Consider the following 23,113-nt stretch of genomic DNA (forward strand, 5'->3'; position numbering starts at 1 on the left):
TATTTAAATGTGATGATGATAACTTTCCTCCAACATGGGATGGTTTTTGGGTACCAAATTTTTCTTGGATAGATTACTTAAAGCTACAAATGCAAAGGCAGCACCATAAACCAGCAACATGCCCACTTCCATTAATCCCAATCCACCATTATGCCCCAGTGTTCCGGGTTGAACCATGAGAAAGAAATCCACCCAGTGTCCAAAGATGATGAGGGTACAAACCAATTTAAGAAATATGTTGTGCCTTTTTGCATCTCTTGTCATAAGAACAAGGAAGGGTAAAACAAAGTTTAGTACAATGTTTACAAATATATACGGTCCATACACGTCACTAGATAACCTTTCTATAAAGTATACCGACTCCTCAGGGATATTGGCATAATAAATCAAAAGAAACTGTGAAAACCAGATATATGTCCAGAAAATGGAGAAAGCAAAAACAAATTTTCCCAGGTCATGGATGTGATTTTGATTGACCATTTCCAGATATCCCTGATCCTTCAGAAAAATGGTTACCAGGGTAATGGCAGACAGGCCAGCCACAAACCAGGAAGCAAAAACATACCATCCAAATAAGGTGGAAAACCAGTGGGTGTCAATGGATAAAACCCAATCCCAGGCACTAACGGAAGAGGAAACAGCAAAAAACACAAGGAAAATAGCAGACCATTTCCTGATGGTGTACCAATAGGAAGTACCTCCGTTTATATCTTCTTCCAGGGAAAGGTTTTTCAATTTATTGAAAAAGAAAATCCAAAATCCAAAGAACAAAACCATCCTCACAATGTAAAATATGGGAAAACTCCCCTTCTCCATGGGCCAATAGAAAAAGTTACCCTTTCCATCAATGATCCTGTCATATTGCGGATCGTTAATATCGAAAATATAACTATGTGTCCAGTGGAACAGATCGTGATTGGCAATAAAGAAGGTGGCCAACATCAGGACCGCTGCTATGGGCAACCAGTTTCCAAAAGAAATCATGATCCTTAGCAAAGCTGTAGACCAGCCTGCCTGGGCAGCATACTGAATGGCGAAAAAGAATACGCCTATAATGGCTATGCCTGTAAAATATACATTATTGATCCATAGGTTGGCATACAATCTTTTGGTCCAGTGAAAGGCATGACCGCCTTCTTCACCCGCACCATGATGTCCCCCAAATGCTGCTGCAATGATTCCAATCAGTAAAAGGACTGCACCCAAACCGCCCAGGAAGAAAATAACCTTTTTTACCGGAGCGGTAAAATCAAATTTTTGATCCAAATTATAATTGCTTGCCTGTGCCATTATTGCGCTTGAATTTCTTGTTTAACATAGTGTACGATTTTCCACCTTCTGTCCGCAGGAATCTGTGATGCATGAGCCCCCATTCTGCCTTTACCATGAGTAATGACGTGGAAAATATGGCCTTCAGGCAAATTGATATACGCCCCCCCTTTGAGGTTGGCTACACCGCCTATTACTGCCCCGACTTTTCCATCACCTTCTCCCCCGGCACCATGACAGGAAGAACAATATTGTATATACAGCTGCTGTCCTTCCGCAACAACCTGATCAGTGAGTTCAATTGGATTTTCTACCAGTGCTGCTCCTTCAAGGTCTGCTACTCTTAACCGGTAGGGCAACATGCCATCCGGGTTTCTGGGAACTGTATTGGCCACAGGCTTCCGCATGTTCATTTCATGCGGGTTGTTTGGGTTGCTGTTATAAAATTCCCCTTTCTCATCCTCCCTGTTGGAAAGCCACATGCCTTCTTCCTCATTTCTGATTTGTGACAATGGCTCATAAGGTACCGAATGATACATCTGAGGGGCATATTCAGTGCCCGGATAATCACCTTCGGCTTCACAGGAAGCCAATCCAAGTGCCAGGCCTGCTACAGCTATTGAATATATAGAAATTACTCTTTTCATTTGCTCCTGATTACTTATTCAAAACTTTTACTGTTCACTTCTGTCGCTCCCGAGGCCTTCAGTGCACTCTTGATCTGCTCCAGGTCAACTGAGCCATTGCTGGCGATATCTATGGCCATGACGTGTTTGTCGTCTGTGCTCCTCAAATCAAAAATCCTCGGTTGTGCCCAGGGCTTCAGGTTACTGCTGATCATGAAAACGCCAACCATACCAAAAGCTGCCAACAAAACCGTTAGTTCGAATGTAACCGGAATAAAATCCGGAAAAGCTGCATGGTCCTTTCCCCCAATGATCATGGGCCAGTCAAATTTCATCATGTAAAACTGCATGGTTAGTGCCAATGTAGTGCCCAATAAGCCAAACAAAAACGCAGCTATGGGAAGTCGGCTTCTGGTATACCCCAATTCTTCATCAAGGCCGTGCACCGGATAGGGAGAAAATACTTCGTGTATCTTCACTCCTGCAGCCCTTACTTCCTTTACAGCGGACAATAGGATATCCTCATCGTCAAAAATCCCCAGGATAAAATGCTTGTCTCTTTCCATGATTATTTAATTGTTTTTTCAGATGAAGATTTCAGAACTGCTTTTACTTCTGCCATATTGATCACCGGGAAAAACTTGGCAAACAATAAAAATGCGGTGAAGAAAAAGCCAAAGGTAAACAGGTAAACCCCAACATCCGTGATGGTCGGATAAAACATCACCCAGGAAGAGGGAAGGAAATCCCTGTGAAGTGAAGTAACGATGATCACAAACCTTTCGAACCACATGCCGATATTAACTACCAAAGAAAGGATAAAAGTCGCTGCGATGGAAGTTCTGATTTTTTTGAACCAGAAAAGTTGTGGGGAAATCACATTACAGGTCATCATGGACCAATAAGCCCACCAGTAGGGGCCAAACATTCTGTTCACAAAGGCATATTGCTCAGCCGCAACACCAGAATACCAGGCCATGAAAAATTCAGTGATATAAGCGATACCTACAATAGATCCGGTAATGATAATCACAATATTCATCAGCTCTATGTGGCCAATGGTGATGTAATCCTCCAGTTTGAATACCTTCCTGGTAACAATCATCAGGGTCAGTACCATGGCAAAGCCGGAAAAGATGGCTCCGGCCACAAAGTAAGGAGGGAATATGGTGGTATGCCAACCGGGAATCACCGAAGTAGCAAAGTCAAAGGATACAATGGTATGTACAGATAGTACAAGAGGTGTAGCCAAACCGGCCAATATCAGAGAAACACTTTCATACCTCATCCAGGTCCTGGCAGCACCGTCCCAGCCAAAGCTCAATGCTCCGTATATGGTTTTTCTTAATCCTGTAGCTCTGTCTCTGATAGTAGCAAAATCCGGAATCAGACCAATGTACCAGAAAACCAAGGAAACGGAAAAATAGGTAGATATGGCAAATACGTCCCAGAGCAGGGGAGAATTAAAGTTTACCCAAAGTGATCCATAAGTATTGGGTAAAGGCAATGCCCAAATGGCCCCGATCCAGGGCCTGCCCATGTGGATCAAAGGGAATAGGGCTGCACATATTACTGCAAAAATGGTCATGGCCTCCGCTGCACGGTTAATGGAAGTTCTCCATTTTTGCCTGAACAGCAGCAATACGGCAGAGATCAAAGTACCTGCGTGACCGATACCTACCCACCACACAAAGTTGGTGATATCCCAGGCCCAGCCAACGGTCTTGTTCAATCCCCACATGCCTATGCCTTCCCAAAGGGTAGCTACCAGGGCAAGACTGCCTATCAAAAGTGTACCAAGTGAAACCGCCAGTCCAAGCAGCCAGCCTACAGTCGGCTTTCCTTCGACCTGCCTGGCAATATCATTGGTAACGTCCTTGTATGTCTTACCGCCGGTAACCAGCGGCTCGCGTACGGGTGAAGTAACCTGCATATCTATCTGATTTATTTTTAAGCTTCGTTTTTATCCTTATTTCTGATTTTGGTAAAATACCAAACATTGGGGCTGACATTGATTTCCTCCAATACATGATAAGCCCGCTCTTCATTGACTTCCTTCACCGCTTCGGTTGAATTTTCTTCAATCTTCAGCATTTTGGATACCCTGGATTCCGGATCATTCATGTCGCCAAATACCAAAGCTTCGGTAGGACAGGCAACCGCACAGGCCACATTAATATCCCCGTCTTTCACCTTCCTTTTCTCACGCTTGGCAGCAAGTTTTCCAGCCTGTATGCGTTGTACGCACATGGAGCATTTTTCCATTACCCCCCTGGCCCTTACCGTAACGTCAGGATTCAATACCATTTTACCCAAATCATCATTCTGGGCCGTGTTCACACCTGCGAAGTCTTTGTTGTCGTGGTATTTGAACCAGTTGAAACGCCTTACTTTGTAAGGGCAGTTGTTGGCACAATACCGGGTACCAATACACCTGTTGTAGGTCATCTGATTCAAACCTTCAGAGCTATGGGTGGTGGCCACTACCGGACAAACCGTCTCACATGGGGCGTTGTTACAGTGCTGGCACATCATCGGCTGGAAAGTAACTTCCGGATTATCAGCTGCCTGCTCCAGTTCTTTATTGGAAGTAGCTTCATCGGGTGAACTGTAATACCTGTCTATCCTGATCCAGGCCATTTCCCTACGATTGAGCACTTCCTGCTTACCCACCACGGCCACATTGTTTTCTACCTGACAAGCCACCGTACAGGCCGCACAACCAATACAGGAATTCATGTCAATGGCCAAACCCCAGTGGTGCTGGCTGTATTTGTGTCCGGACCAAAGGGAAATTTTGCTCGGCTTTAAAAACTCTCCGTCCTTATAAATCTCAGGGTGATAACGCCCTGCACTGGCATCTTCTTTGTACTCTCCTAAAGTAGCTTCCTGTATGACGAAATCCCTGCCCATATAAGTCTGGTGAGTCTGGGTTTGGGCTATTTTATAGGGTTCGCCGGTGAGGCTGATTTCCACACCTTCGGTGACATCATAGTTGACATAGCCTTTGCTGGCGTTCAGCAGCGCATAAGCATTGACGCCCAGGCCATCGGCTACCCTGCCTGCGGAAGTGCGCCCGTAACCCAGAGCCAGTCCGAAAGTCCCTTCTGCCTGGCCCGGCTGAACAAGTACCGGTACGGAAAAAGAAACTCCATTAGCGGTAACACTGGCCATCTGTGTGGCACCTTCTTTCATGCTCAAACCATTGTCACTGGCCCATTTCTGGGATACCGTCAGGTAATTGTCCCAGGTGGCTTTGGAGATGGGATCCGGCATTTCATGCAACCAGGGGTTGTTGGCAAATGCACCTGAACCGATGCCAACCTTGGTATATACGATCAATTCTGAGCCCGAACCCTGCGCCTTGTAGGCCCTACCAACTGCTGTAGCAGCAGCACTGATATCTCCTGCCGGAGTCAATGGCTCAGCTACTTCTTCTTCTGTGGAAGTTACCTGATAGACACCGTCATGCAGGCATTTGTCCCAAAAAGTCTGGAAGTCAGCAGTTTCCTGCTGGCCCTCAAATTGCATTTGCCAGCCTTCCATTAGAAAATCATAATAGCTGGTCGTATTGCCTGCCCATTTTAAGAAGCTTTCCTGCGCCTGCCTTGTATTGAACAAGGGAGATATCGTAGGTTGAGACAAACTGTACATTCCCCTTTTTGGGTTGAAATCATTCCATGACTCCAGGTAATGGTGATCCGGAGCCAGGTATTGTACCAAAGCAGCCGTTTCATTTTTCACTTCTGAAGTAGATACGGATACCTTGGCTTTGCCTATGGCCTCTGAAAGCGCCTGACCACCGCCAAAATCATATACCGGATTGCAGTTATAAAAAATCACTGCGCCTACCCTTCCGCCATTTAGTTCGGTAATGAACTGGCTCATGCGGCTATCGTCACCCTTTCGGTAATAAACCGGATTTTGAAAATCAACAGTACTTCCGGTATTGCCCAGCATCTCATTGATGGCATGCACCAGCACCTGAACATTGGGGTCGTTAGATCCGGAAACGACCAAACCACTGCCCCTATTGGCCCAAAGTTCGGCTGCGGCTTTGGCCAGGTGTGGCAGGTCCAGGTTGTTTCCGCCTGCGGTACCAGCTCCTGCTTTTTGGGCGATCAGGTTGTGCAAGGTCAAAACAGCCAATCCACTTTGAGAAGCAGCTATGGGAGTTCGGTAATCTGCATTTGCTCCGGTCAAAGAAAGAGTAGATTCAAACTGGAAATGCCTTGACATATTGGGGTTTTCCTTGGAAATCTTCCTTCCCTTGCTGTACTGCCTGGCAAATTCTATGGGAGAAATCCAGCTGCCCAAAAAGTCAGCTCCAAAGCTTACGATTACCTTGGCCCGGTCAAACTGGTAAGAGGGCAACATCTTAGACCCGTAATAGGTCTCGCTGGCCTTTGTGATACCGTAGTTAGAAATCGGATCATAGGTAATGTGTTCCACATCTCCGAAACGTTCGGCCATCTGGCTGATGGCCCTTTCCGTACCTGGTGATAACAGGGTATTTGACACAATTTTTACGGATCCGGCAGCAGCCAGCTTGCTGCTTAATTCTGCATCAAGAGCTGCCCAATCAGTGGGCTGACCGTTGATCTGTGGACCTGTCAATCTGGCCTTATCGTATAAAGAGAGAACTGAAGCTTCTACAATGGCGTTGGTTCCTCCCTGAGTGATGGGAGAAAGGGCATTGCCATCTACTTTAATGGGGCGTCCCTCCCTTGTTTTGACAACTACAGCGGCATAGTCACCGCCATTGACAAATGTGGAAGCATAATAATTAGGTATGGAAGGGTTGATGTCGACCGGCTTATTTACATAAGGAATGGCCTTTCTTACCGGAGCTTCACAAGCTGCCAGAGAAGCAGCTGCAACACTGAATCCCATCATTTTTAGAAAGTCCCTTCTGGAGGAAGCACCTTCTTCTGTTTGATTTTTCTTAGAGGTAAAGCCAGGGAATTCCTGATCGGCGTTTTTTACAAACTCGGGATCGTTCGTCAACTGCTCTAACCCTTTCCAATATGTCTTTTTATTTTCTTTCATTGTATATTAAAGAAAAGAATGTTCGTAAAGATTTAATAGTGACACTTTGCGCATTCCAACCCACCAATATCCTTGACCTTCAAGGCATCTTTGGATTCGGAATGCAATTGCACGAGTTTATCGTAGTATTCATTTCCCTGAGTCGTGACCTCAGTATTTCTGTGACAATCTATACACCATCCCATGGTCAGGGCGCTGTGTTGGTATACCACTTCCATTTCTTCAATGGGACCATGGCAGGTCTGACACTCGACTCCGCCTACAGCCACATGCTGGGAATGATTAAAGTAGGCAAGGTCGGGAAGGTTGTGAACCCTCACCCATTCGATCGGTTGGTTGTTATCCACTGCATCGTAAATTTTTGCTATTTCAGGGGAAATACCCTCTTTGCCACCTACATTCTGGATGTGCATGTGACAGTTCATACAGATATTGGCTGAAGGGATGTTGGCAGATTTGCCGATTTCCACCCCAGTATGACAATATTGACATTCAATTTCATATTGCCCGGCATGCAGTTCATGGGAGTAGGCTATGGGCTGCGCAGGGGCATAACCCTGCTGTACGCCTACCGTATATAAGCCGTCTATGGCAGTTTTGACTACAAAGGCAAGAACTATGGTCGTGACGATCAGGATAAAGCCATCACTCTTTAATATACCCAGGTAATCCGTTTTCTGGTTGATATACTCCTTATCTTCCTCATCCAGCTTGTCGCTGTTGTTCATGTATTTGGTCAATACCGATACAATCAATCCCAGAACTACCAGTACCAGGATCAGGACAATTACCAATACCACCAGGATGATGGTCAGGTATTCACTGGGGATGCCCCCGCCTGAACCTCCACCTTCTCCGGCAGCTGTCCCACCTTCAGCAGCAGCAGCCTCCGCATCCGCTTTGCCTCCATACTCAATGTAGGCCAGCAAGTTCATCAGGTCCCCGTCACTTAAAAAGTCCATGGCCGGCATGACCGTATTGTTATATTCTTTAAATAGAGCCACAGCAGTGGCATCGCCACTTTGGATAACGGCCTGAGAATTCAGAATAAAACTCTTTGCCCAATCCAGTTCCCTGCGGTCGGTAACCCCACGCAAGGCAGGACCGATTAGCTTTTGATCCAGTCTGTGGCAGGTTTTACAGTTGGCATTAAAAATTGACTCTCCGGAAGAAATAGCATCCTCGCTTTCCGGAACTTCAGGGTCTACCGCATATGCCTGTGCTCCCAAAAACAGGAAAAACAGGACCAACAGGTGATATAGGCGAATTGAAACCCCTTTTGATGAGCGCATGATCGACATAGTTATATATACTTTTTTCAGATTACCTCAGTGCAATTCAAATTCCCCACAAATGTACTACCCAAGTTCTATTTTTCAAACTTGCCGAAGCAGCCTCCAAATCATTGGGATAAAATTGTGTAGTCAATGTAAATAATTGTATTTCAATATTTTATGATTTTTTTTCAGAACATTCATTTAATTTAGAACTGTTATAAATAACCTCTAATTGTCAATATTTGCCAAATAAAATTTACACCGTACCTTAGGGCAAAAGAAATTTCGAAACGATTGGCAAAAAAATGGCCTGTCCATGAAAATAATATTTTTAACTCCAGGTATTTGAATTCGGAAGTATTTATGCCTAAATTTGCGCTTCAATTAAGCAAAAGGTCGAGTGGCCGAGTGGCTAGGCAGAGGTCTGCAAAACCTTGTACAGCGGTTCGAATCCGCTCTCGACCTCCGGAAAGCATCCCCAAAAGGGATGCTTTTTTATATTGCCCCTATTGCTTTTTATTCCCCCAGGCAAGGGGCTTGTGATACCATTTACCCAGGCTCAGGTCGCAAAAAAAATCGATCTTGAAAACGGGCCTGGCTTGCCATTACAATTGGTTAATGGCAAGCCCTTTCTTTTTATAATGTCGGCGAGAGCAGGTCCAAGGTAAAGTACTTTTTTCAGTATAATTTTTCACTGTGTCAATCTGTGCTTTCTGTAAAATTCAATTGCAGATTCCCAATTTAAAATGAAGCCTGACGCTAGCGATTCACGAAGTGATGATTATTAGCCTGCAGGATTCACCGAAAAAATATAGGCGCAGGCTACTCCTACCTTTGGCAGGGGGCAAGTATTGCCCTCGGGCATCTTTGTATCGGAATGTATACCTTGTTTTTACTAGCTTTGGTCCCGCCCCGGCCATTTTTTTACCGTGCCTGTCCCCAGGATCAGGTTCATTGATCTTTTTACCAATACCCGTAATACCGTCCCATCCAGTAAGCTACCAGGTAGAAACTCCCACTCTCCTCTGACAGTCCCTTTCCCCCGCCATCCAGTTGTTTGGGATTGGTGTTCCAGCGGGAAACATTACTTTCGGCGGGCGGAAGGGCTACCAATGCCTGCGCAGCTCCTCCACGTCCAGGAAATTCATCTCGTTTGATATCCCAGCGGTGGCTGTTGGTATAAGACCAGTTGACCTGGTCCAGCGGAAACTCTTCTAAGATTTGCTGCGCAATTTCCAAATCAAGCGCTTCTCCCAGCAGACTGCTGCTTAGAATGTTCCAAACAGGCATTCGATCGCTTCGGACCGCTTCCCATGACCGTCTCAGACTTTTGAGGTACAAGGGGTAAGAAGGATCATCTTTTGGGGTATACCGAAACAGATTGTGATAGGGGAAGAAATTCAGGATATCGTCCGAATGGCTGATTTCAAATGGATCGGTCATTTTAGCGGTAAGGGCATTTACTGCATATCCTTCTTTTTCGACCAATAACCGATAAGCATTTTCATATTTTTGCTTACCGGTAAAATGATAGGCTGTTTTCAGATGGGAAAGGATTTGCAGGGAATTGAGTCCCCGCTCGTACATCCAGTTGGAAGACCGGTTGAGCGAATCCGGATTCCAAATGCCCCAACGGGTAGGAAGTCCATCGGCATCAATAAGCTGGAACTCATGGTCTACTATATGACTAACGATCCGGTCTATCAGGGCTACCACCTGTTTTTGTTGGGAGTCATTGGCTACCAGCTCATGAAACAGGGCCAGAGAAAAAAGGTGCCCCACAATCTCGTCCGAACTGGTGTCATCCAGCCACTGCCACTGCCCATCGGCTGAAAGATGCCAGTTTTTGGGATGTGGGGAGCGGGAAGGAGCGACCAGATCGGTTGCTCTGGCATAGGAACGGGCAGGGTAGCCAGGAATACCGGTGACGGTTTCCAGTCTTTCCAAGGCTTCAAAGGTCCGCACAGCCCTTTTCCTTGCCGTTTCGTCTCTGGTAACTGCAAAACGGTAACATTGGGCGATCAGGTAACAGGAGGTCCAAAGCCCATCATTATCCTCATTTTCCATAAAACTACTACTCAACTCCCCAGGGACAGCCAGCTTAGAGCGGTTGATCAATCCCATTCGATTATGGCGGGCTTCAAGTACTTGTTCCAGGGAGTCAGCCTTCTCTTCCAGGCTCATCCTTACACTCCCTATTTCCACAATCCCCTGTGGAGTGGCGACCCAGACCTTTTTATTTCTCATTGCTAATATATCCTGTACCCTATCATCCGGTAACCACCTTTTCCCGGCAAAGTACTGCCAATTCTCCTCTTTTTTGATCAACCCTTTGGCAGTTGCCATCCAAATCACCCCATCTTTTTCTTCGATCCGGGTAACTGGTCCGTATGGCAAGCCATCCGAGCCTTTGGCCAGCCAGTTGTCAGCACTTTCCGCTAATTTGCCTACTGCTTTTGCTGAACTAAAGTAAAGGCTGCCTCCACTAGCTGTTGGCTCCAGGGCCATATACCTGCTTTCATGTCCCGGGGCCATAACGGTTCTGTCCATATTGGTCCACATTTCGTTTTTGTGCCGCCAAAGTCCTGTATTTCCGGCTACCCACCAGCTTCCTTCTGAATCAATGGCAAGGGAATTGATGCTAATTTCTTTCAGGGCTGCTGGCAGGGTCCATTCCCCATTCCAGACAAACAGCCCCCTGCTGCTGCCGGCAAGGAGGGTTTGGGTATCTACCCAGGCAAGGCAGGTGATCGATTCCCCGGAATGCAAAGGAGGATTGGGGATTTTTTTACCTCCTTCAGACCAGATAGATCGCCCGTTGGAAAGCCAAACCTGGTGTGAAGGATCCATGACCCCAAATTGCAATCCGCTGATAAAAGGTTTTCCTGACCAGGAACCCTGATAATAGGTAAATAGGCCATGTGAAGTAAGCATGAGGACAGAATCGCCTCTTGCAAAAAGTTGGAGAACATTTCTTCCTGCTCTTTCAGGTAGAGTAATGTTTCTGCTGATTCCCTGATCGAAGTATCCGGGCTGCTGGCAAAAGGAGAAGTAATTCAGAAAAAGCATCAATCCTAAACTTTGGAGGAGAAAGTACTTGGTGGATGTTTTCATACTGTTTTCTGGTGTTAAGGATTGAAACTTAAATTTCGGCATACCCTTTTTGGCCCAATTTAAACCTGATTAAATGACCTCTTTGGCCTTTTCCCTTATCGGAAAGGTATCAAGTGCTATACTTCGGGAGCTGAAAGATAGGCCATTTCAAGAAGGATAGTCGAGGTGTTTTCCCAACTTTCGGGCTTCCTGAATAAAAAAACAGGGCTTAATGTTCATGCGTAGCACTCTAATTCTTAAACCTGTTGAAAGGTATATGTTGACCGGGGAATGCCCCTGCCTCCCCGGAGCACCAAGATGCCCTGAAATAACATTCAGGAAGAAATAATCAAAAAACGATTTCGTAATAAATGGCTTTGGTTTCCGCTCCCCTGATTGTTATGGTGTTTGAGCTGACAGGCAATGTTTTGCCGGTTCTATTGCCAGCATGGTCAAGTACATGTACCGTAAAGGTCCGATCATCAGGCAGGCTGAGTTCCACATTTACAGGCTCAAGCAACACAGGTGCCTCGCCGGTGGCGAGTAATTCCGTCTTGTCCTCATTGTATTCCATGCCAGTGTTTTTTGCACGGGCCATTGTGGTGACCAGTAATCTGTCAGCATCTCCAAGACCTCTGGAAGGATCCATACTGCTCAGCAATATAACGGCAAACTCGTTGTCGGTTTTTATACTGAACCGATCCAGGTCTATCTTACTGTTTTTTGCAAACCCTACCAGTCCTTTTGTTCCCGAACTATTGATGGTAAAATGCCCTCTGTTCTCTTCTGTCCAGTACAGTTGCCCTGTATTGGAAACAATTCCCCCATCCTTTTCGTAGGGTTCCAGGTTCCCTATTTCGTCCGGAAGATCTTCACTGGTAAATGTTAACGTGATTTTGCCCGCTGCCATCGCCGCTATGGGGAAATTGCTTTTAAAAACTTTCCGGTCGTGATCCTGAATAACCTTTTCATCGAAAAAGCTTGCTCCGGCTTCCAATGCCTCAAAATTTATTTTCCTGTCTACAATGGTTTCCCCCTCCAGAATGTCCTTGCGGTAAACCATCATGGCCAGTGCAGGGTATAATGCCAATTGGGTAGGTGAAGTAACGTTGTAGACTCCTCCCCATGGAGGTGTTTGAATCGTGGGGGTATAGGAGGGCTGGTCTATGGCAAAGCTAAAGGAAGCATCCCATCCCTGAAGTCCCAGGCCATAGGCCGCAATAATGGGAGAACTTTCAGCAGTCCATTCTGAAGGAATCAGGCTCATCCATTCCGACAAGGCAAACGGCCGGTCACTGACTTGCTGCAGGCCCGTCCCAAATAATCCGGAGCCAATTTGGGACAACATGGAAGGATTGGATATTTTTCCGATCTTTAGGTTATGGCCACTTCCTCCTCCAAAGTAGTTGTGTCTGTCGATCATTCCCACTTGGTAGTCGGCATACAGGTTATATAAATGTGAAAGTCCGGTTCCCGCCTGCCAGCAACTTGCTACAATGGTTCCTTTGTATCCCGTAGCTCTTACCGCCTCCTTAAATTTAAAGTAGAATTTTGCTTGCTCCTCAAAAAGATAATTTAGTTTATCCAAAACGTGTTGTTTAACAGGCCTGCTTTCAGCCACTGCTTGCTCGTATTCATGGCTGAAAAAGCCATGATTCGGGTTGGGGTAGAGGTTCTTTTTATCCAAATGCGCTCCTTCGGAAATCCCTTCCCCATTCCAGGCCCTTATTAATTTTTCATGGGTCCCGTACTTTTCCTGAAGCCAATCGGAGAATTTGCGGCAAAGTAAAGCCCTGTAAGTAGGGGTTTGTTCCAGGGTTTTTTCAATAGCACCCCAAAAAATATTGTCTTCGTTTTGGAACTCCACAAAGGCCAGGGCAGGATCATCGGCATAGCGCAGACCTGTATGTGGATTTTTATGGTTGAGCATATTGACCACCAACTCAATATTCAGGTTTTGCAAATCCCCGGCAAAATTAACCAATGATGCCGTGGAGCCGTTGAGGTGTGCCCATGGAAAATCCGTATTGGCTACTTCATCGTAGGCCAGAAGCCTGGTACTGTCGGCGGGTTTGACCCTGTGCCCATAAATAGGGGACCAGCCATAATAAATGCCTTTTTCACGCAGCGTGAAGCTGAAATAATCAAAATTCTCCCATTTTTCAGACTTAAGCTGAGTGGAGCTTTGCTCATCGGTAGCATCCCAGGTAAATTTGTGAAAGCGCACACAATTGATGCCAAATTTTGCTAAAAACCTCCCCCAATCAGCTGCTTTTTCTGCGGAAGAAAAGGGGTTGCTGCCATTGATGTTGGTTCCCCAAAATTTAACCTGCCGGCCATTTTCAAAGACCAGGTCAGTGCCTTTCATCTGCACAAACCCGTGTTTGCCTGCCGGTGCATCCAGCCAATCGCTGAGATCCAGGTTGTCGGTTTGATAGTAGTTTTTCGGTTGAAATGGGAACCATTCGCTGTCTTGGCAACTTGCGGACTTTGCCAGGCAAATAAAATAGATTATTAGAAAAAGATTGTAATGGAATTTACCTGAAAAGTTGGTTTTCATAATAACCCTACTCCGACTTTCTGGTCCATTTGATACTGCATCCTATGGCTTTGGTGGTTTTTTCACCTATATTTTGTCCTTTGATCACTGCTTCCACCGCTTCTGCTGCATAGTGCCTGGTGACTGCTGAAGCATCCTGGTAATTGTTGTCTATGGCACCGATATACTTGACGATATACTTTCCATCCTCTTTATTCAGCAGGAAGACATGTGGGGTTCTGGAACCTCCATATGCTTTGATGACCTCCTGGCTTTCGTCATGGAGGTAAGGAAATGGGAAATCCTTTTCCTGCGCCCTCTTTTTCATGGCATCAAAGCTGTCCCCGGGGCTGACCTGGGCATCATTGGGGTTGATGGCAAGCACCGGATATCCCTGAGGAGCGTATTTTTCGTGCAATTGTATCATCCGATCCTCATAGGCTTTCACATAGGGACAGGTATTGCAGGAAAAAATCACAAAGGCTCCTTTCGCATTTTCCATACCACTGAGAGAAACCAGTGAACCATCCACATTGGTCAATTCAAAATCCATGGCTTCATCCCCAACGGAATAACCTGCATTTTGGGCCAGGGATATCTGGGTGATGCACAGCAGTGCAAAAAGAGTCAGGATAAAAGGGCTTGTCTTTTTCATGGTTTTAGGGTTTGAGTTGATCGATCAGGTTTTGCAGTTCATTTTCTTCCAATTCTCCTTCATGAAAACGGCGCTTACCATCAGGTAAAATGAACAGGGTGGCAGGAATGGCACCTGTCCAGCTTTTATCCACCTTGTCAATCCAGGAATTGAAATCCACATCATTGAGCAGGTAGACGGGGGATTGGATGTCTTTTCTTTCCATAAATGAGGTCACCCTTTCCGGTCTGCGTCCGTCATCCATAGAAATAAATACCAGTTCAAGCTCAGGGTTGTCTTTACTGGCTTGTTCAAAATGGGGCATTTCACGGATACAAGGGGCGCACCAGGTGGCCCAGAAATTGTAAATGCGTAATTTTTCCGAATCCGCCGAAGTCAGGGACTCAAATTCTTCAAAAGAGATGATTTTAAAATCCGGATCAGGTTTTTCGGTACTTGAAAAACCCGGTACCAGAAAATAGAAGAGGATGATTTTTAAAAAAAATGCGTTCATTTATACGGTTTTAGAAAGGTTGATGTTGGTAACCGTTTTAACGAAAATGCCACCTTAGGGTTTCGGAGGGGATTGAAGCTGATTTTTTACTGGGAGAAGAGCCGCTTTTCAGAAAACCTGGTTCAATATTTAGGTGTGCATTTTTTTGGTTGAAAATTGTGCAATTTATTACATCACATTGGAAAAACTTGTCTTCAGCGCAAAAAAGGGATTAAAACCCATTAAAAATCAACTACTTATAAAGGTTTTCATTGAGCTAAAAGGCGCCATTCACGCCTTGCAGATAAACTGGAGGAATGGTTTGTGAAATCGGGGTAATCCAAAAAAAACAGGGCCCATTCAAATCCGGAAAGAAAGACACTTTATGTCGGTGACCATATAGACAGGGGACTTAAAATAATTGAAGTCTTGTCAATTGTCAGGCCATAGTAGACGTTGATCAGGCCATGGCGTTGATGGGCAACCACGAATGCCGTCCCCCCTGTTTTCATTTCAAGGCTACTGAAAATGGCCACCTGAGGGCACATCTTATCAAGAATATCCTTCTACTGCAGGAAACTTAACAGCAGTTTCAAAACAGACAAATCTTCAAACGATAGTTTTTGGTTAAAAGTAAATTGAGTAGATTGTGGCCGGAATAATGGAAAAACCAGCTGTACAAATCTTTACCCACCTGAAAAATTTAAACTTAACCCAAGTATAACAATGAAGCCTTTACTACTCCTTTTGTCTTTAATTTTGATCACGGTCAGCAGCTTGCATGCCCAGGAAAGTCGTGTTTTTGATGCGCTCAGCATGGAAAGCGAGATCCTGAATATGGAGAGGAAATTTGCCGTTTACCTGCCTCCCGGATATGAATATTCCCAGCGCTCCTACCCCGTTCTTTACCTGCTTCACGGCGCAGGAGACGATCAGACAGGCTGGGTACAGTTTGGAGAGGTGCAATATATCGCAGACAAGGCCTTTTCCGAAGGCATTGCCACACAGATGATCATCGTCATGCCCGATGCGAATACAGGTAAAAGAGGTTATTTTAATGATGTGAACAACGACTGGCGCTATGAGGATTTCTTTTTTGAAGAGCTGATGCCCTATGTTGAGTCCCAGTACAGGATCAAAAAGGAAAAGCGCTACCGGGCCATAGCAGGCTTGTCCATGGGCGGAGGAGGCACCTTCTTTTATGCCATGCATCGACCGGACCTGTTTTCTTCTGCCTGTCCCCTCAGCGCGTCTTTGCGCAATTCCAGTTTTGAGGATTTCAAAAAGGGGTTGGAAAACAACCAAACACCTGTCAAAGAACCTTCCACCTTAGAAGCCTACTTCGACCGGCATCAGGCCTTGCGCCAGATCGAACTGAATGATCCGGAGGAGATGAAATCCGTCAAATGGTTTTTTGACTGTGGCGATGATGATTTTCTATACGAAGGCAACAGCCTGGTGCATATTGCCATGAAGAAAAAAGAAATACCGCACGAGTTCAGGATACGGGACGGTGCCCATAACTGGACTTACTGGAGGGAATCCCTTCCTCATGTATTGAGTTTTGTTTCGGATACTTTCCGGCAGAAATAAAATAAGCCCAGGGTTTAACCGGAGCTTATCTGATAGATTAAATTATAGTTGGATGAAATCGAGCATGACTAGAACGTCACACAGTGGGATGATTATAAAGCATGCGAGATTCCCCGTCCGACTGGCATCATCCGGGCGGGCATGTGACAACTTAAAGACAATTAGAAACACATGAAATGTTTTAGATTTTGGTATAGGCCATTCTTTTGGAAACTTTCTTCATCAGGGCCTGAACGATTTCTTCATTCATGCTTTCCTGATTGGCCGCAATGCCATTTTGGAATTGAACCAACAGTTCACCATCTTCAGCATTGAAAATAGACAGGTTGATCACCGCCAGATTGGTGAGGTTTTGTTTATTTCGACTTTCACAGTCGATGTTCCCCACTTGACCTGCCTTGGGCTGATTGGTCTCATAATAGCCCATCACTACTGCATCTACTCCTAAAATATGCGCCAGATGCGCAGGACTATAGCTGTAATAATTTTCAGGGGTAATGCCTTGCTGCTTTTAATTTGGCATTGGAAATGGCCGGCTCCTGAATGGTAACGGACAATTTTCCATTCTCCTGCCTTTGCAGAAACCAGCTGTAAATGGCTTTTTGAATGCTTTCCCCTTCAGTTTTTTCCATCGAAGCCAACTGCTGCCCACTAATGGTATCCATTTGATCCGGCAGTAAGGTTACTTTCGTGAGAAATGGAACTGTGGCGATTGTTTCATGGGCATAGGCAATGTTTTCAAAATCTGCATTTTTAAAAAACTGCATTTGCCCCCATAGCTGGCTGACCATCATAAAAGTCAGCAAAAAAACACACATGAATCTTTTCATGGATTAATAAGATTAAAAGGTGAATGATCTCTATTTACGTTAAAAAGCTGGAAAAAATCCAACACCGACTTCCTCTTCGATATGCATCACCCTTAAAAATTTGGTGATGATATGGAAGCAAAGATCATATTAAATACCAAAATAAAAAAATTTATTTCACCAAAAAACAGTAACAAAATATGTGTTAATTTCAATTTGCAAATTTTTATTTTTAAAGGGCAAATAATTGCGTACAAATAGAATTTTGATTTTTTGGTATAAAACTTAAATGGAAACCAGGAACACAGGCGATCAACTCTTTTTCCATTTGCCTTTGGTTTTCATTTGATTGCGGTTTTTTTTGGCCTTGCTATTTTTGTTACCGCGTTTTTTGGGTTTTTCCTGCGCTTTTTTGGGAGGAGATTTTTTTTCATGGAAAGCCCCCTTGAAATCGGGATCACTTCCTCTTTTTTGTTTGTCTATTTCCATTTCAAAGGCTTGTTTTTCCTCAAAGGGGGTTTCGTGTACCGTAATATCCCTGGGAATCCGGCGTTCCGGAACCTGCATTCGGATAATGCCCTCTATTTTTTCAAAATGGTAGACCTCTGCCGGATTGATAAAAGTAAAGGCTATGCCCTCATTTTCTGCTCTGCCGGTCCTTCCAATCCGGTGTACATAATCTTCGTAAATCAGGGGAACATCAAAATTGACCACATGGCTCACCATGCTTACATCAAGGCCCCTGGCAGCCACATCGGTGGCCACCAATATTTTAACACTTCCTTTTTTAAATTCCTCCATGCTGTTGATGCGCGTATTCTGACCTTTGTTGGCATGGATGACCCGGATGCTTCCGGGCTGGTGATGTTCCAGGTAACGAAATACGGCTTCGGCATTCTTTCTGGATCTGGCAAACACTATCCCTCTTTCGAATTTGTGGTCTTTGACAATTTTCTCCAGCAGGTTCAGTTTGGTTTGGAAATTGGGCACAAAAAACTTGGCTTGTGTAATGGTCTCAGCAGTGGTGGCCTGCTGTGCTATTTCCACCCTCTCCGGAAATTCAAGAAATTCGTGTGATAATCTTTCAATTCTCTCGCTAAATGTGGCAGAAAAAAGGAGGTTTTGGCGTTTTACGGGGATGATTTCCAAGATGGCCCTGATCTGGGGCAGAAATCCCATATCCAGCATTTTGTCGGCTTCATCCAGGATCATGGTTTTGATATCCCGGGTATACAACACTTCCTTTTTGTACAGGTCCATAAACCTACCCGGAGTGGCGATGATGATATCCGCACCCTGCGCTACTTTTTCTATTTGAGGCTTAGGTCCAAGGCCACCATACAAGCATACAAACCGCAGGTCGGTGTATTTTCCCAAACCCATGATGTCTGCTTCTATCTGCATGACAAGTTCTCTGGTCGGTGCCAGTATCAGCGCCCTGGGGTGCTCCCCCTGAGCATATTTGACCTTATATAGGAGTGGTAACAGGTAAGCTGCAGTTTTCCCGGTCCCTGTTTGGGCAATACCAAGGATGTCATGACCGGAGAGGGCAAGAGGGATGGCTTTTTCCTGGATAGGGGTGGGTTTTGTATATCCGATTTCTTTTATCGCATTTAAAAGTTGGGTATTGAGTTTAAAATTTTCAAAAGATTGCAGCCGATCGGACATGATTTTATAATTTTAAGGAAAATATGAGGAATGAAATTTTCATACACCCGCCCATAAAAAACAAATGACATGAAAAGAATATTGATCCGTGATGCAAATATAGTGAATGAAGGGAAGATAATGCGAGGGGATACGTATATAAAGGAGGGGTTGATTTTTGCTGTTGGAGGCGACCTTTCCGGTCATGAGGCGGATATTGAAATAAATGCCGGGGGAAAATACCTGTTGCCGGGTTTAATTGATGATCAGGTTCATTTCCGCGAGCCCGGATTGACCCATAAAGCTGAAATTTACACGGAAAGTAAGGCTGCAGTGGCTGGAGGAATCACCAGTTATATGGAGATGCCCAACACTGATCCACAAACGACCGACCTGGAATTGCTGGAAAATAAATACGATCTGGCGGCAGGAAAATCCCTGGCCAACTATTCTTTCTACCTGGGAGCGACCAATGACAATATTGAGACTATCAAACAAGTCAATCCGGAAACAGTCTGTGGAGTGAAGGTTTTTCAGGGATCTTCCACCGGAAATATGCTGGTAGACAACCCTGAAAGCCTGGAGAAAATATTCAGGTATTGCCCTATATTGATCGCCACCCATAGTGAAAATGACGATATCATCAAGGCCAACCTGGAAAAATACAAAAAGGAATACGGGGACAACATTCCAACCCGTTTCCATCCAAAAATCCGGACAGAGGCCGCCTGCTTCGACGCCTCCAAGACAGTGGTGGACATGGCAAGAATGTATGGCAGCAAGTTACATGTCCTGCATATCAGCACAGCCAAGGAAGTCCGGCTTTTTGACCATCGGCTTCCATTGGAGGAAAAGCGCATTACGGCCGAGGCCTGTGTGCACCATTTGTGGTTTGCTGAAGAAGATTACGAAGAAAAAGGCAATTTCATCAAATGGAACCCTGCCATTAAAACCGCAAAAGACAGGGAAGGCATTTTAAAAGGGCTACTTGATGGTCATATAGACGTGATAGCCACGGATCATGCCCCACATACCCTGGAAGAGAAATCCCATCCTTACACCTCAGCCCCTTCAGGTGGTCCGCTGGTGCAGCATTGCTTGCCGGCTTTGCTGGAAATGTATCATGAAAATAAAATAAGTCTGGAGGAGATCGTTCAAAAAACCAGCCACAATGTGTCAGTACTTTTTGAAATCGAAAAGAGGGGTTACCTCCGGCCGGGATACAAAGCAGATATGGTATTGGTTGATCTAAATGACCCATGGGAAGTAAAGAGGGAGAATATTCTTTCAAAATGCGGCTGGTCTCCGTTTGAGGGGCAGACCTTCCGTTCAAAAATCACCCATACCATCGTTTCCGGACACCTGGCGTACGATAATGGCACATTTAACGAAAGTAAACAGGGGGAAAGGCTTAAATTTTCAAGAAATATATAACATTATTTTGCTTGACTAAAAAAAGCATATTACCTTTGCGTTCTCTTCTGATAAAAGGATCAAAAGAGCATAAAATGGTGATTGTAGCTCAGCTGGTTAGAGCGCTGGTTTGTGGCACCAGAGGTCGCCGGTTCGAACCCGGTCTTTCACCCAGACCCTCCCCTACAACGGGAGGGTCCTTTTTTATAAGGACAGATTTATTGATTTTAGTGGTGTTTTCAAATTAGACCATTCAATGGCCAAAATTTTAAAACACTTTGAAACAAATTACGTTTTTTGACATAAATCATGATGTGGCACATAGATATTTTCAAACCTAATTTAAATCAGAAAAATCACCATCGCCATGCAGGTTGATTTATGGCATTTTATTTGATTACCAGTTGTTTTAGGATTTATTTAATATTCAGAAGTCATGTTCCAATTATTCCGCCCTTCTAAGAAATTCCCTCAAATCAGGTATGTCAATTTGAGTCAGATTCAACAATATATCATGAAATTTGAGGAGTCTATAAAGAATTTGGAAGAAATCCAAAACGAAAGTAGCTGATCCATAGCACCATATCAATGTAATAACAGGGCATAAATGCCCTTTTTTTGTGTCTTATTTTTTCCTGAATATTTTTTTTACCTGCAAGAAAAACTTATTTGCACTAGTTTTTCCAACATTTATTTTACTTTACGAAGTATTCAAGTATTTTTATGAAAACCACAAAAATTGTTTAAATGAGCTACATACATTTCGATAAGACGCAACTCATCAACCTGAATTATTCTTTGGAAAAGGAAATAATTCGATCTAACCGCTCAGGTTGTTACACGAGTACAACGATTATCGGCTGCAATACTAGAAAATACCATGGTTTGCTGGTGGCACCACAGCCTCAAATTGATGGTCAACTGCATGTTTTACTTTCCAACGTCCACGAAAGCATTGCCCAGAAGGATGCGGTTTTCAACCTTGGTATCAACAAATACCCTGGCAATTATTATCCACGGGGCCACAAATACCTTGAAGATTTTGATTCAGAACCTATCCCCAAACTCACCTACCGCGTCGGAGGAGTACTTTTGGAAAAGGAAATCATTCTGGATTCCACGGCAGATAGAGTTATGATCAAATATACCCTGCTGGAGGCTTTGATCCCTACCAAAATCAGGGTGAGTCCTTTTCTGGCTTTCAGGGGCTACCACACCCTTTCCAAAGCCAATACCTATGTGAACAAGAAAATCAAGAAAATAAAAAATGGGGTTCAGTTTAGGTTGTATGAAGACTATGACCCCCTTTCTTTACAGGTTTCAAAGGATAATACCTTTGTACCTGTGCCCGATTGGTTTTATAATATTGAATACATCAGAGAAATCGAGCGGGGCTACGACTATCAGGAAGACTTGTATGTGCCAGGGTATTTTGAATTTGACATGGAAAAGGGTGAATCCGTCATTCTTTCTGCCGGATTGAAGGAAGCAGACCCGCAAAAACTGCAGGCTTCTTTCGAAAAAGAGATCAGCAGGAGAATACCCAGGGACAATTTTGAAAATTGTCTCAAAAATTCAGCAGGACAATTTATCAGCAGAAGAGGGGGGGAAACAAGGGTCATTGCCGGTTATCCCTGGTTTGGCTGGTGGGGAAGAGACACCTTCATAGCACTGCCAGGATTAACCCTGACCATGGGAGATTCACAGACTTTTCTGGAAGTTATGGATAGCATGTCCAAGGATCTGAAAGGCGCACTGTTCCCGAATGTGGGTAGCGGGGTAATGACCAATATGAATTCCATTGATGCACCCTTGTGGTATTTTTGGGCATTGCAGCAATATGTACTGTTCACCGGGGATAAGGAAACCATTGTATCGAGGTACATCGAAAAGTGCAAAGGCATCATAGAAGGCTTTAAAAAAGGGACGGCTTTCAATATTCAGGTTAAGGAAAATGGCTTGTTGTGTGGTGGAGAGGCAGGGATTGCCCTTACATGGATGGATGCCGTTACCAAGGATGGTCCGGTTACTCCCAGAATGGGATGCCCGGTAGAAATCAACGCCCTCTGGTACAATGCACTGTGTTTTTATCATGAACTCACCGGGAATACAGCCATCAGGGAATTGGCTGACCAGGTTGGGGAATCCTTTGTGGAGGTTTTTTGGAGCGATAAAAAAGGCTACCTGGCCGACGTTGTGGATGAAGATGAAAAAGACTGGTCCATCCGGCCCAATATGGTTTTCGCCACTTCTTTGCCCTACAGCCCATTAAGCAATGATCAAAAGGATCAGGTTCTGGAGGTGGTTAAAAGCAATCTATTCACCAATAGGGGACTCAGGACTCTGGCACCAAGTGATCCAAGATATAAGGGCTATTACAAGGGCGACCAGTATGAACGAGACAATGCCTATCACCAGGGTACGGCCTGGCCCTGGCTGTTGGGTCATTTTGCTGAGGGTTACCTGAAGCTGCATGGCAAACAAGGTAAAAAGCTTGTGGAAAATATGATCAGTAGCTTTGACGGTGTAATGACCCAATATGGTATAGGCACCATAGCGGAAATTTATGACGGAGATCCTCCGCACCGGCCAAAGGGATCTATTTCCCAGGCATGGAGTGTAGGGGAATTGTTAAGGATGAAATATTTAATCAATAATCTCTAAAAGGATT

The 23,113-nt window shown here is 44.7% G+C and carries 16 protein-coding genes and 2 tRNA genes; 5 read left to right on the forward strand and 13 right to left on the reverse strand.

Annotation, left to right across the window (positions count from 1 at the left end; all coding sequences use genetic code 11):
- Window positions 1-3: 3 nt before the first annotated feature.
- The 6 genes from G9Q97_RS17045 to G9Q97_RS17070 are packed head-to-tail and all read right to left on the reverse strand — an operon-like array spanning window position 4 to window position 8,245.
- On the reverse strand, window positions 4-1,290 hold the full coding sequence (locus G9Q97_RS17045; protein ID WP_166148988.1) for a quinol:cytochrome C oxidoreductase: 1,287 nt from the start codon (window positions 1,288-1,290) through the stop codon (window positions 4-6).
- Entirely contained in the window at window positions 1,290-1,916 is a 627-nt protein-coding gene (locus G9Q97_RS17050; protein WP_166148990.1) for a c-type cytochrome, read from the reverse strand. The genes G9Q97_RS17045 and G9Q97_RS17050 overlap by 1 nt, the downstream gene beginning before the upstream one ends.
- Window positions 1,917-1,930: 14 nt before the next feature.
- Window positions 1,931-2,461: a DUF3341 domain-containing protein gene (locus G9Q97_RS17055; protein WP_166148992.1), complete on the reverse strand. Its 531-nt coding sequence runs from the start codon at window positions 2,459-2,461 to the stop codon at window positions 1,931-1,933.
- Window positions 2,462-2,463: 2 nt separating this feature from the next.
- A complete protein-coding gene (nrfD, locus tag G9Q97_RS17060) occupies window positions 2,464-3,828 on the reverse strand; it encodes an NrfD/PsrC family molybdoenzyme membrane anchor subunit (RefSeq protein ID WP_166148994.1) in 1,365 nt (454 codons plus the stop codon).
- A gap of 17 nt (window positions 3,829-3,845) precedes the next feature.
- Entirely contained in the window at window positions 3,846-6,944 is a 3,099-nt protein-coding gene (locus G9Q97_RS17065; protein WP_166149006.1) for a TAT-variant-translocated molybdopterin oxidoreductase, read from the reverse strand.
- Window positions 6,945-6,976: 32 nt separating this feature from the next.
- The gene (locus tag G9Q97_RS17070; RefSeq protein WP_166149008.1) at window positions 6,977-8,245 is read right to left on the reverse strand and encodes a c-type cytochrome; all 1,269 of its coding nucleotides are present in this window, start codon (window positions 8,243-8,245) and stop codon (window positions 6,977-6,979) included.
- Between the two features lie 370 nt (window positions 8,246-8,615).
- Between G9Q97_RS17070 and G9Q97_RS17075 the strand changes: the two genes are divergently transcribed.
- Window positions 8,616-8,686, forward strand: a tRNA-Cys gene (locus G9Q97_RS17075).
- A 498-nt stretch (window positions 8,687-9,184) separates the two neighbouring features.
- Here G9Q97_RS17075 and G9Q97_RS17080 read toward each other — a convergent pair.
- The 4 genes from G9Q97_RS17080 to G9Q97_RS17095 all read right to left on the reverse strand — a co-directional run bounded on the left by G9Q97_RS17080 (window position 9,185) and on the right by G9Q97_RS17095 (window position 15,001).
- Window positions 9,185-11,335, reverse strand: a complete 2,151-nt coding sequence (locus G9Q97_RS17080; protein WP_246255764.1) for a ligand-binding sensor domain-containing protein — start codon at window positions 11,333-11,335, stop codon at window positions 9,185-9,187.
- 328 nt (window positions 11,336-11,663) lie between these two features.
- Window positions 11,664-13,874 (reverse strand): hypothetical protein, encoded by a 2,211-nt coding sequence (locus G9Q97_RS17085; protein ID WP_166149010.1) that lies wholly within the window; start codon window positions 13,872-13,874, stop codon window positions 11,664-11,666.
- 7 nt (window positions 13,875-13,881) lie between these two features.
- Window positions 13,882-14,508: a thioredoxin family protein gene (locus tag G9Q97_RS17090; RefSeq protein WP_166149012.1), complete on the reverse strand. Its 627-nt coding sequence runs from the start codon at window positions 14,506-14,508 to the stop codon at window positions 13,882-13,884.
- A gap of 4 nt (window positions 14,509-14,512) precedes the next feature.
- Entirely contained in the window at window positions 14,513-15,001 is a 489-nt protein-coding gene (locus G9Q97_RS17095; protein WP_166149014.1) for a TlpA family protein disulfide reductase, read from the reverse strand.
- Between the two features lie 705 nt (window positions 15,002-15,706).
- On the opposite strand from G9Q97_RS17095, the gene G9Q97_RS17100 reads away from it, so the two are divergent.
- Window positions 15,707-16,573, forward strand: coding sequence for an alpha/beta hydrolase (locus tag G9Q97_RS17100; RefSeq protein ID WP_166149016.1), 867 nt, complete (start codon window positions 15,707-15,709; stop codon window positions 16,571-16,573).
- A gap of 181 nt (window positions 16,574-16,754) precedes the next feature.
- Here G9Q97_RS17100 and G9Q97_RS17105 read toward each other — a convergent pair whose 3' ends face one another.
- The 3 genes from G9Q97_RS17105 to G9Q97_RS17115 all read right to left on the reverse strand — a co-directional run bounded on the left by G9Q97_RS17105 (window position 16,755) and on the right by G9Q97_RS17115 (window position 19,050).
- On the reverse strand, window positions 16,755-17,000 hold the full coding sequence (locus G9Q97_RS17105; RefSeq protein ID WP_166149018.1) for a hypothetical protein: 246 nt from the start codon (window positions 16,998-17,000) through the stop codon (window positions 16,755-16,757).
- A gap of 61 nt (window positions 17,001-17,061) precedes the next feature.
- The gene (locus G9Q97_RS17110; protein ID WP_166149020.1) at window positions 17,062-17,403 is read right to left on the reverse strand and encodes a hypothetical protein; all 342 of its coding nucleotides are present in this window, start codon (window positions 17,401-17,403) and stop codon (window positions 17,062-17,064) included.
- 291 nt (window positions 17,404-17,694) lie between these two features.
- The gene (locus tag G9Q97_RS17115; RefSeq protein WP_166149022.1) at window positions 17,695-19,050 is read right to left on the reverse strand and encodes a DEAD/DEAH box helicase; all 1,356 of its coding nucleotides are present in this window, start codon (window positions 19,048-19,050) and stop codon (window positions 17,695-17,697) included.
- A gap of 69 nt (window positions 19,051-19,119) precedes the next feature.
- Here G9Q97_RS17115 and G9Q97_RS17120 point away from each other — a divergent pair, with 69 nt between their 5' ends.
- The 3 genes from G9Q97_RS17120 (at window position 19,120) to G9Q97_RS17130 (ending at window position 23,106) form a co-directional block, all read left to right on the forward strand.
- Window positions 19,120-20,463 (forward strand): dihydroorotase, encoded by a 1,344-nt coding sequence (locus G9Q97_RS17120; RefSeq protein ID WP_166149024.1) that lies wholly within the window; start codon window positions 19,120-19,122, stop codon window positions 20,461-20,463.
- Window positions 20,464-20,539: 76 nt separating this feature from the next.
- Window positions 20,540-20,615: transfer RNA gene (locus tag G9Q97_RS17125), tRNA-His, on the forward strand.
- Between the two features lie 574 nt (window positions 20,616-21,189).
- The gene (locus G9Q97_RS17130) at window positions 21,190-23,106 is read left to right on the forward strand and encodes an amylo-alpha-1,6-glucosidase (RefSeq protein ID WP_166149026.1); all 1,917 of its coding nucleotides are present in this window, start codon (window positions 21,190-21,192) and stop codon (window positions 23,104-23,106) included.
- The last annotated feature ends 7 nt before the right edge of the window (window positions 23,107-23,113 follow it).

It is taken from the genome of Cyclobacterium plantarum (genome assembly GCF_011290685.1).
Lineage (GTDB): Bacteria > Bacteroidota > Bacteroidia > Cytophagales > Cyclobacteriaceae > Cyclobacterium > Cyclobacterium plantarum.

Bases quoted from the DNA above. Each gene is read 5' to 3' on its own strand.
- G9Q97_RS17045 (WP_166148988.1), bottom strand. From the start codon at position 1,290: ATGGCACAGGCAAGCAATTATAATTTGGATCAAAAATTTGATTTTACC.
- G9Q97_RS17050 (WP_166148990.1), bottom strand. From the start codon at position 1,916: ATGAAAAGAGTAATTTCTATATATTCAATAGCTGTAGCAGGCCTGGCA.
- G9Q97_RS17055 (WP_166148992.1), bottom strand. From the start codon at position 2,461: ATGGAAAGAGACAAGCATTTTATCCTGGGGATTTTTGACGATGAGGAT.
- nrfD (WP_166148994.1), bottom strand. From the start codon at position 3,828: ATGCAGGTTACTTCACCCGTACGCGAGCCGCTGGTTACCGGCGGTAAG.
- G9Q97_RS17065 (WP_166149006.1), bottom strand. From the start codon at position 6,944: ATGAAAGAAAATAAAAAGACATATTGGAAAGGGTTAGAGCAGTTGACG.
- G9Q97_RS17070 (WP_166149008.1), bottom strand. From the start codon at position 8,245: ATGTCGATCATGCGCTCATCAAAAGGGGTTTCAATTCGCCTATATCAC.
- G9Q97_RS17080 (WP_246255764.1), bottom strand. From the start codon at position 11,335: ATGAAAACATCCACCAAGTACTTTCTCCTCCAAAGTTTAGGATTGATG.
- G9Q97_RS17085 (WP_166149010.1), bottom strand. From the start codon at position 13,874: ATGAAAACCAACTTTTCAGGTAAATTCCATTACAATCTTTTTCTAATA.
- G9Q97_RS17090 (WP_166149012.1), bottom strand. From the start codon at position 14,508: ATGAAAAAGACAAGCCCTTTTATCCTGACTCTTTTTGCACTGCTGTGC.
- G9Q97_RS17095 (WP_166149014.1), bottom strand. From the start codon at position 15,001: ATGAACGCATTTTTTTTAAAAATCATCCTCTTCTATTTTCTGGTACCG.
- G9Q97_RS17100 (WP_166149016.1), top strand. From the start codon at position 15,707: ATGAAGCCTTTACTACTCCTTTTGTCTTTAATTTTGATCACGGTCAGC.
- G9Q97_RS17105 (WP_166149018.1), bottom strand. From the start codon at position 17,000: ATGGGCTATTATGAGACCAATCAGCCCAAGGCAGGTCAAGTGGGGAAC.
- G9Q97_RS17110 (WP_166149020.1), bottom strand. From the start codon at position 17,403: ATGAAAAGATTCATGTGTGTTTTTTTGCTGACTTTTATGATGGTCAGC.
- G9Q97_RS17115 (WP_166149022.1), bottom strand. From the start codon at position 19,050: ATGTCCGATCGGCTGCAATCTTTTGAAAATTTTAAACTCAATACCCAA.
- G9Q97_RS17120 (WP_166149024.1), top strand. From the start codon at position 19,120: ATGAAAAGAATATTGATCCGTGATGCAAATATAGTGAATGAAGGGAAG.
- G9Q97_RS17130 (WP_166149026.1), top strand. From the start codon at position 21,190: ATGAGCTACATACATTTCGATAAGACGCAACTCATCAACCTGAATTAT.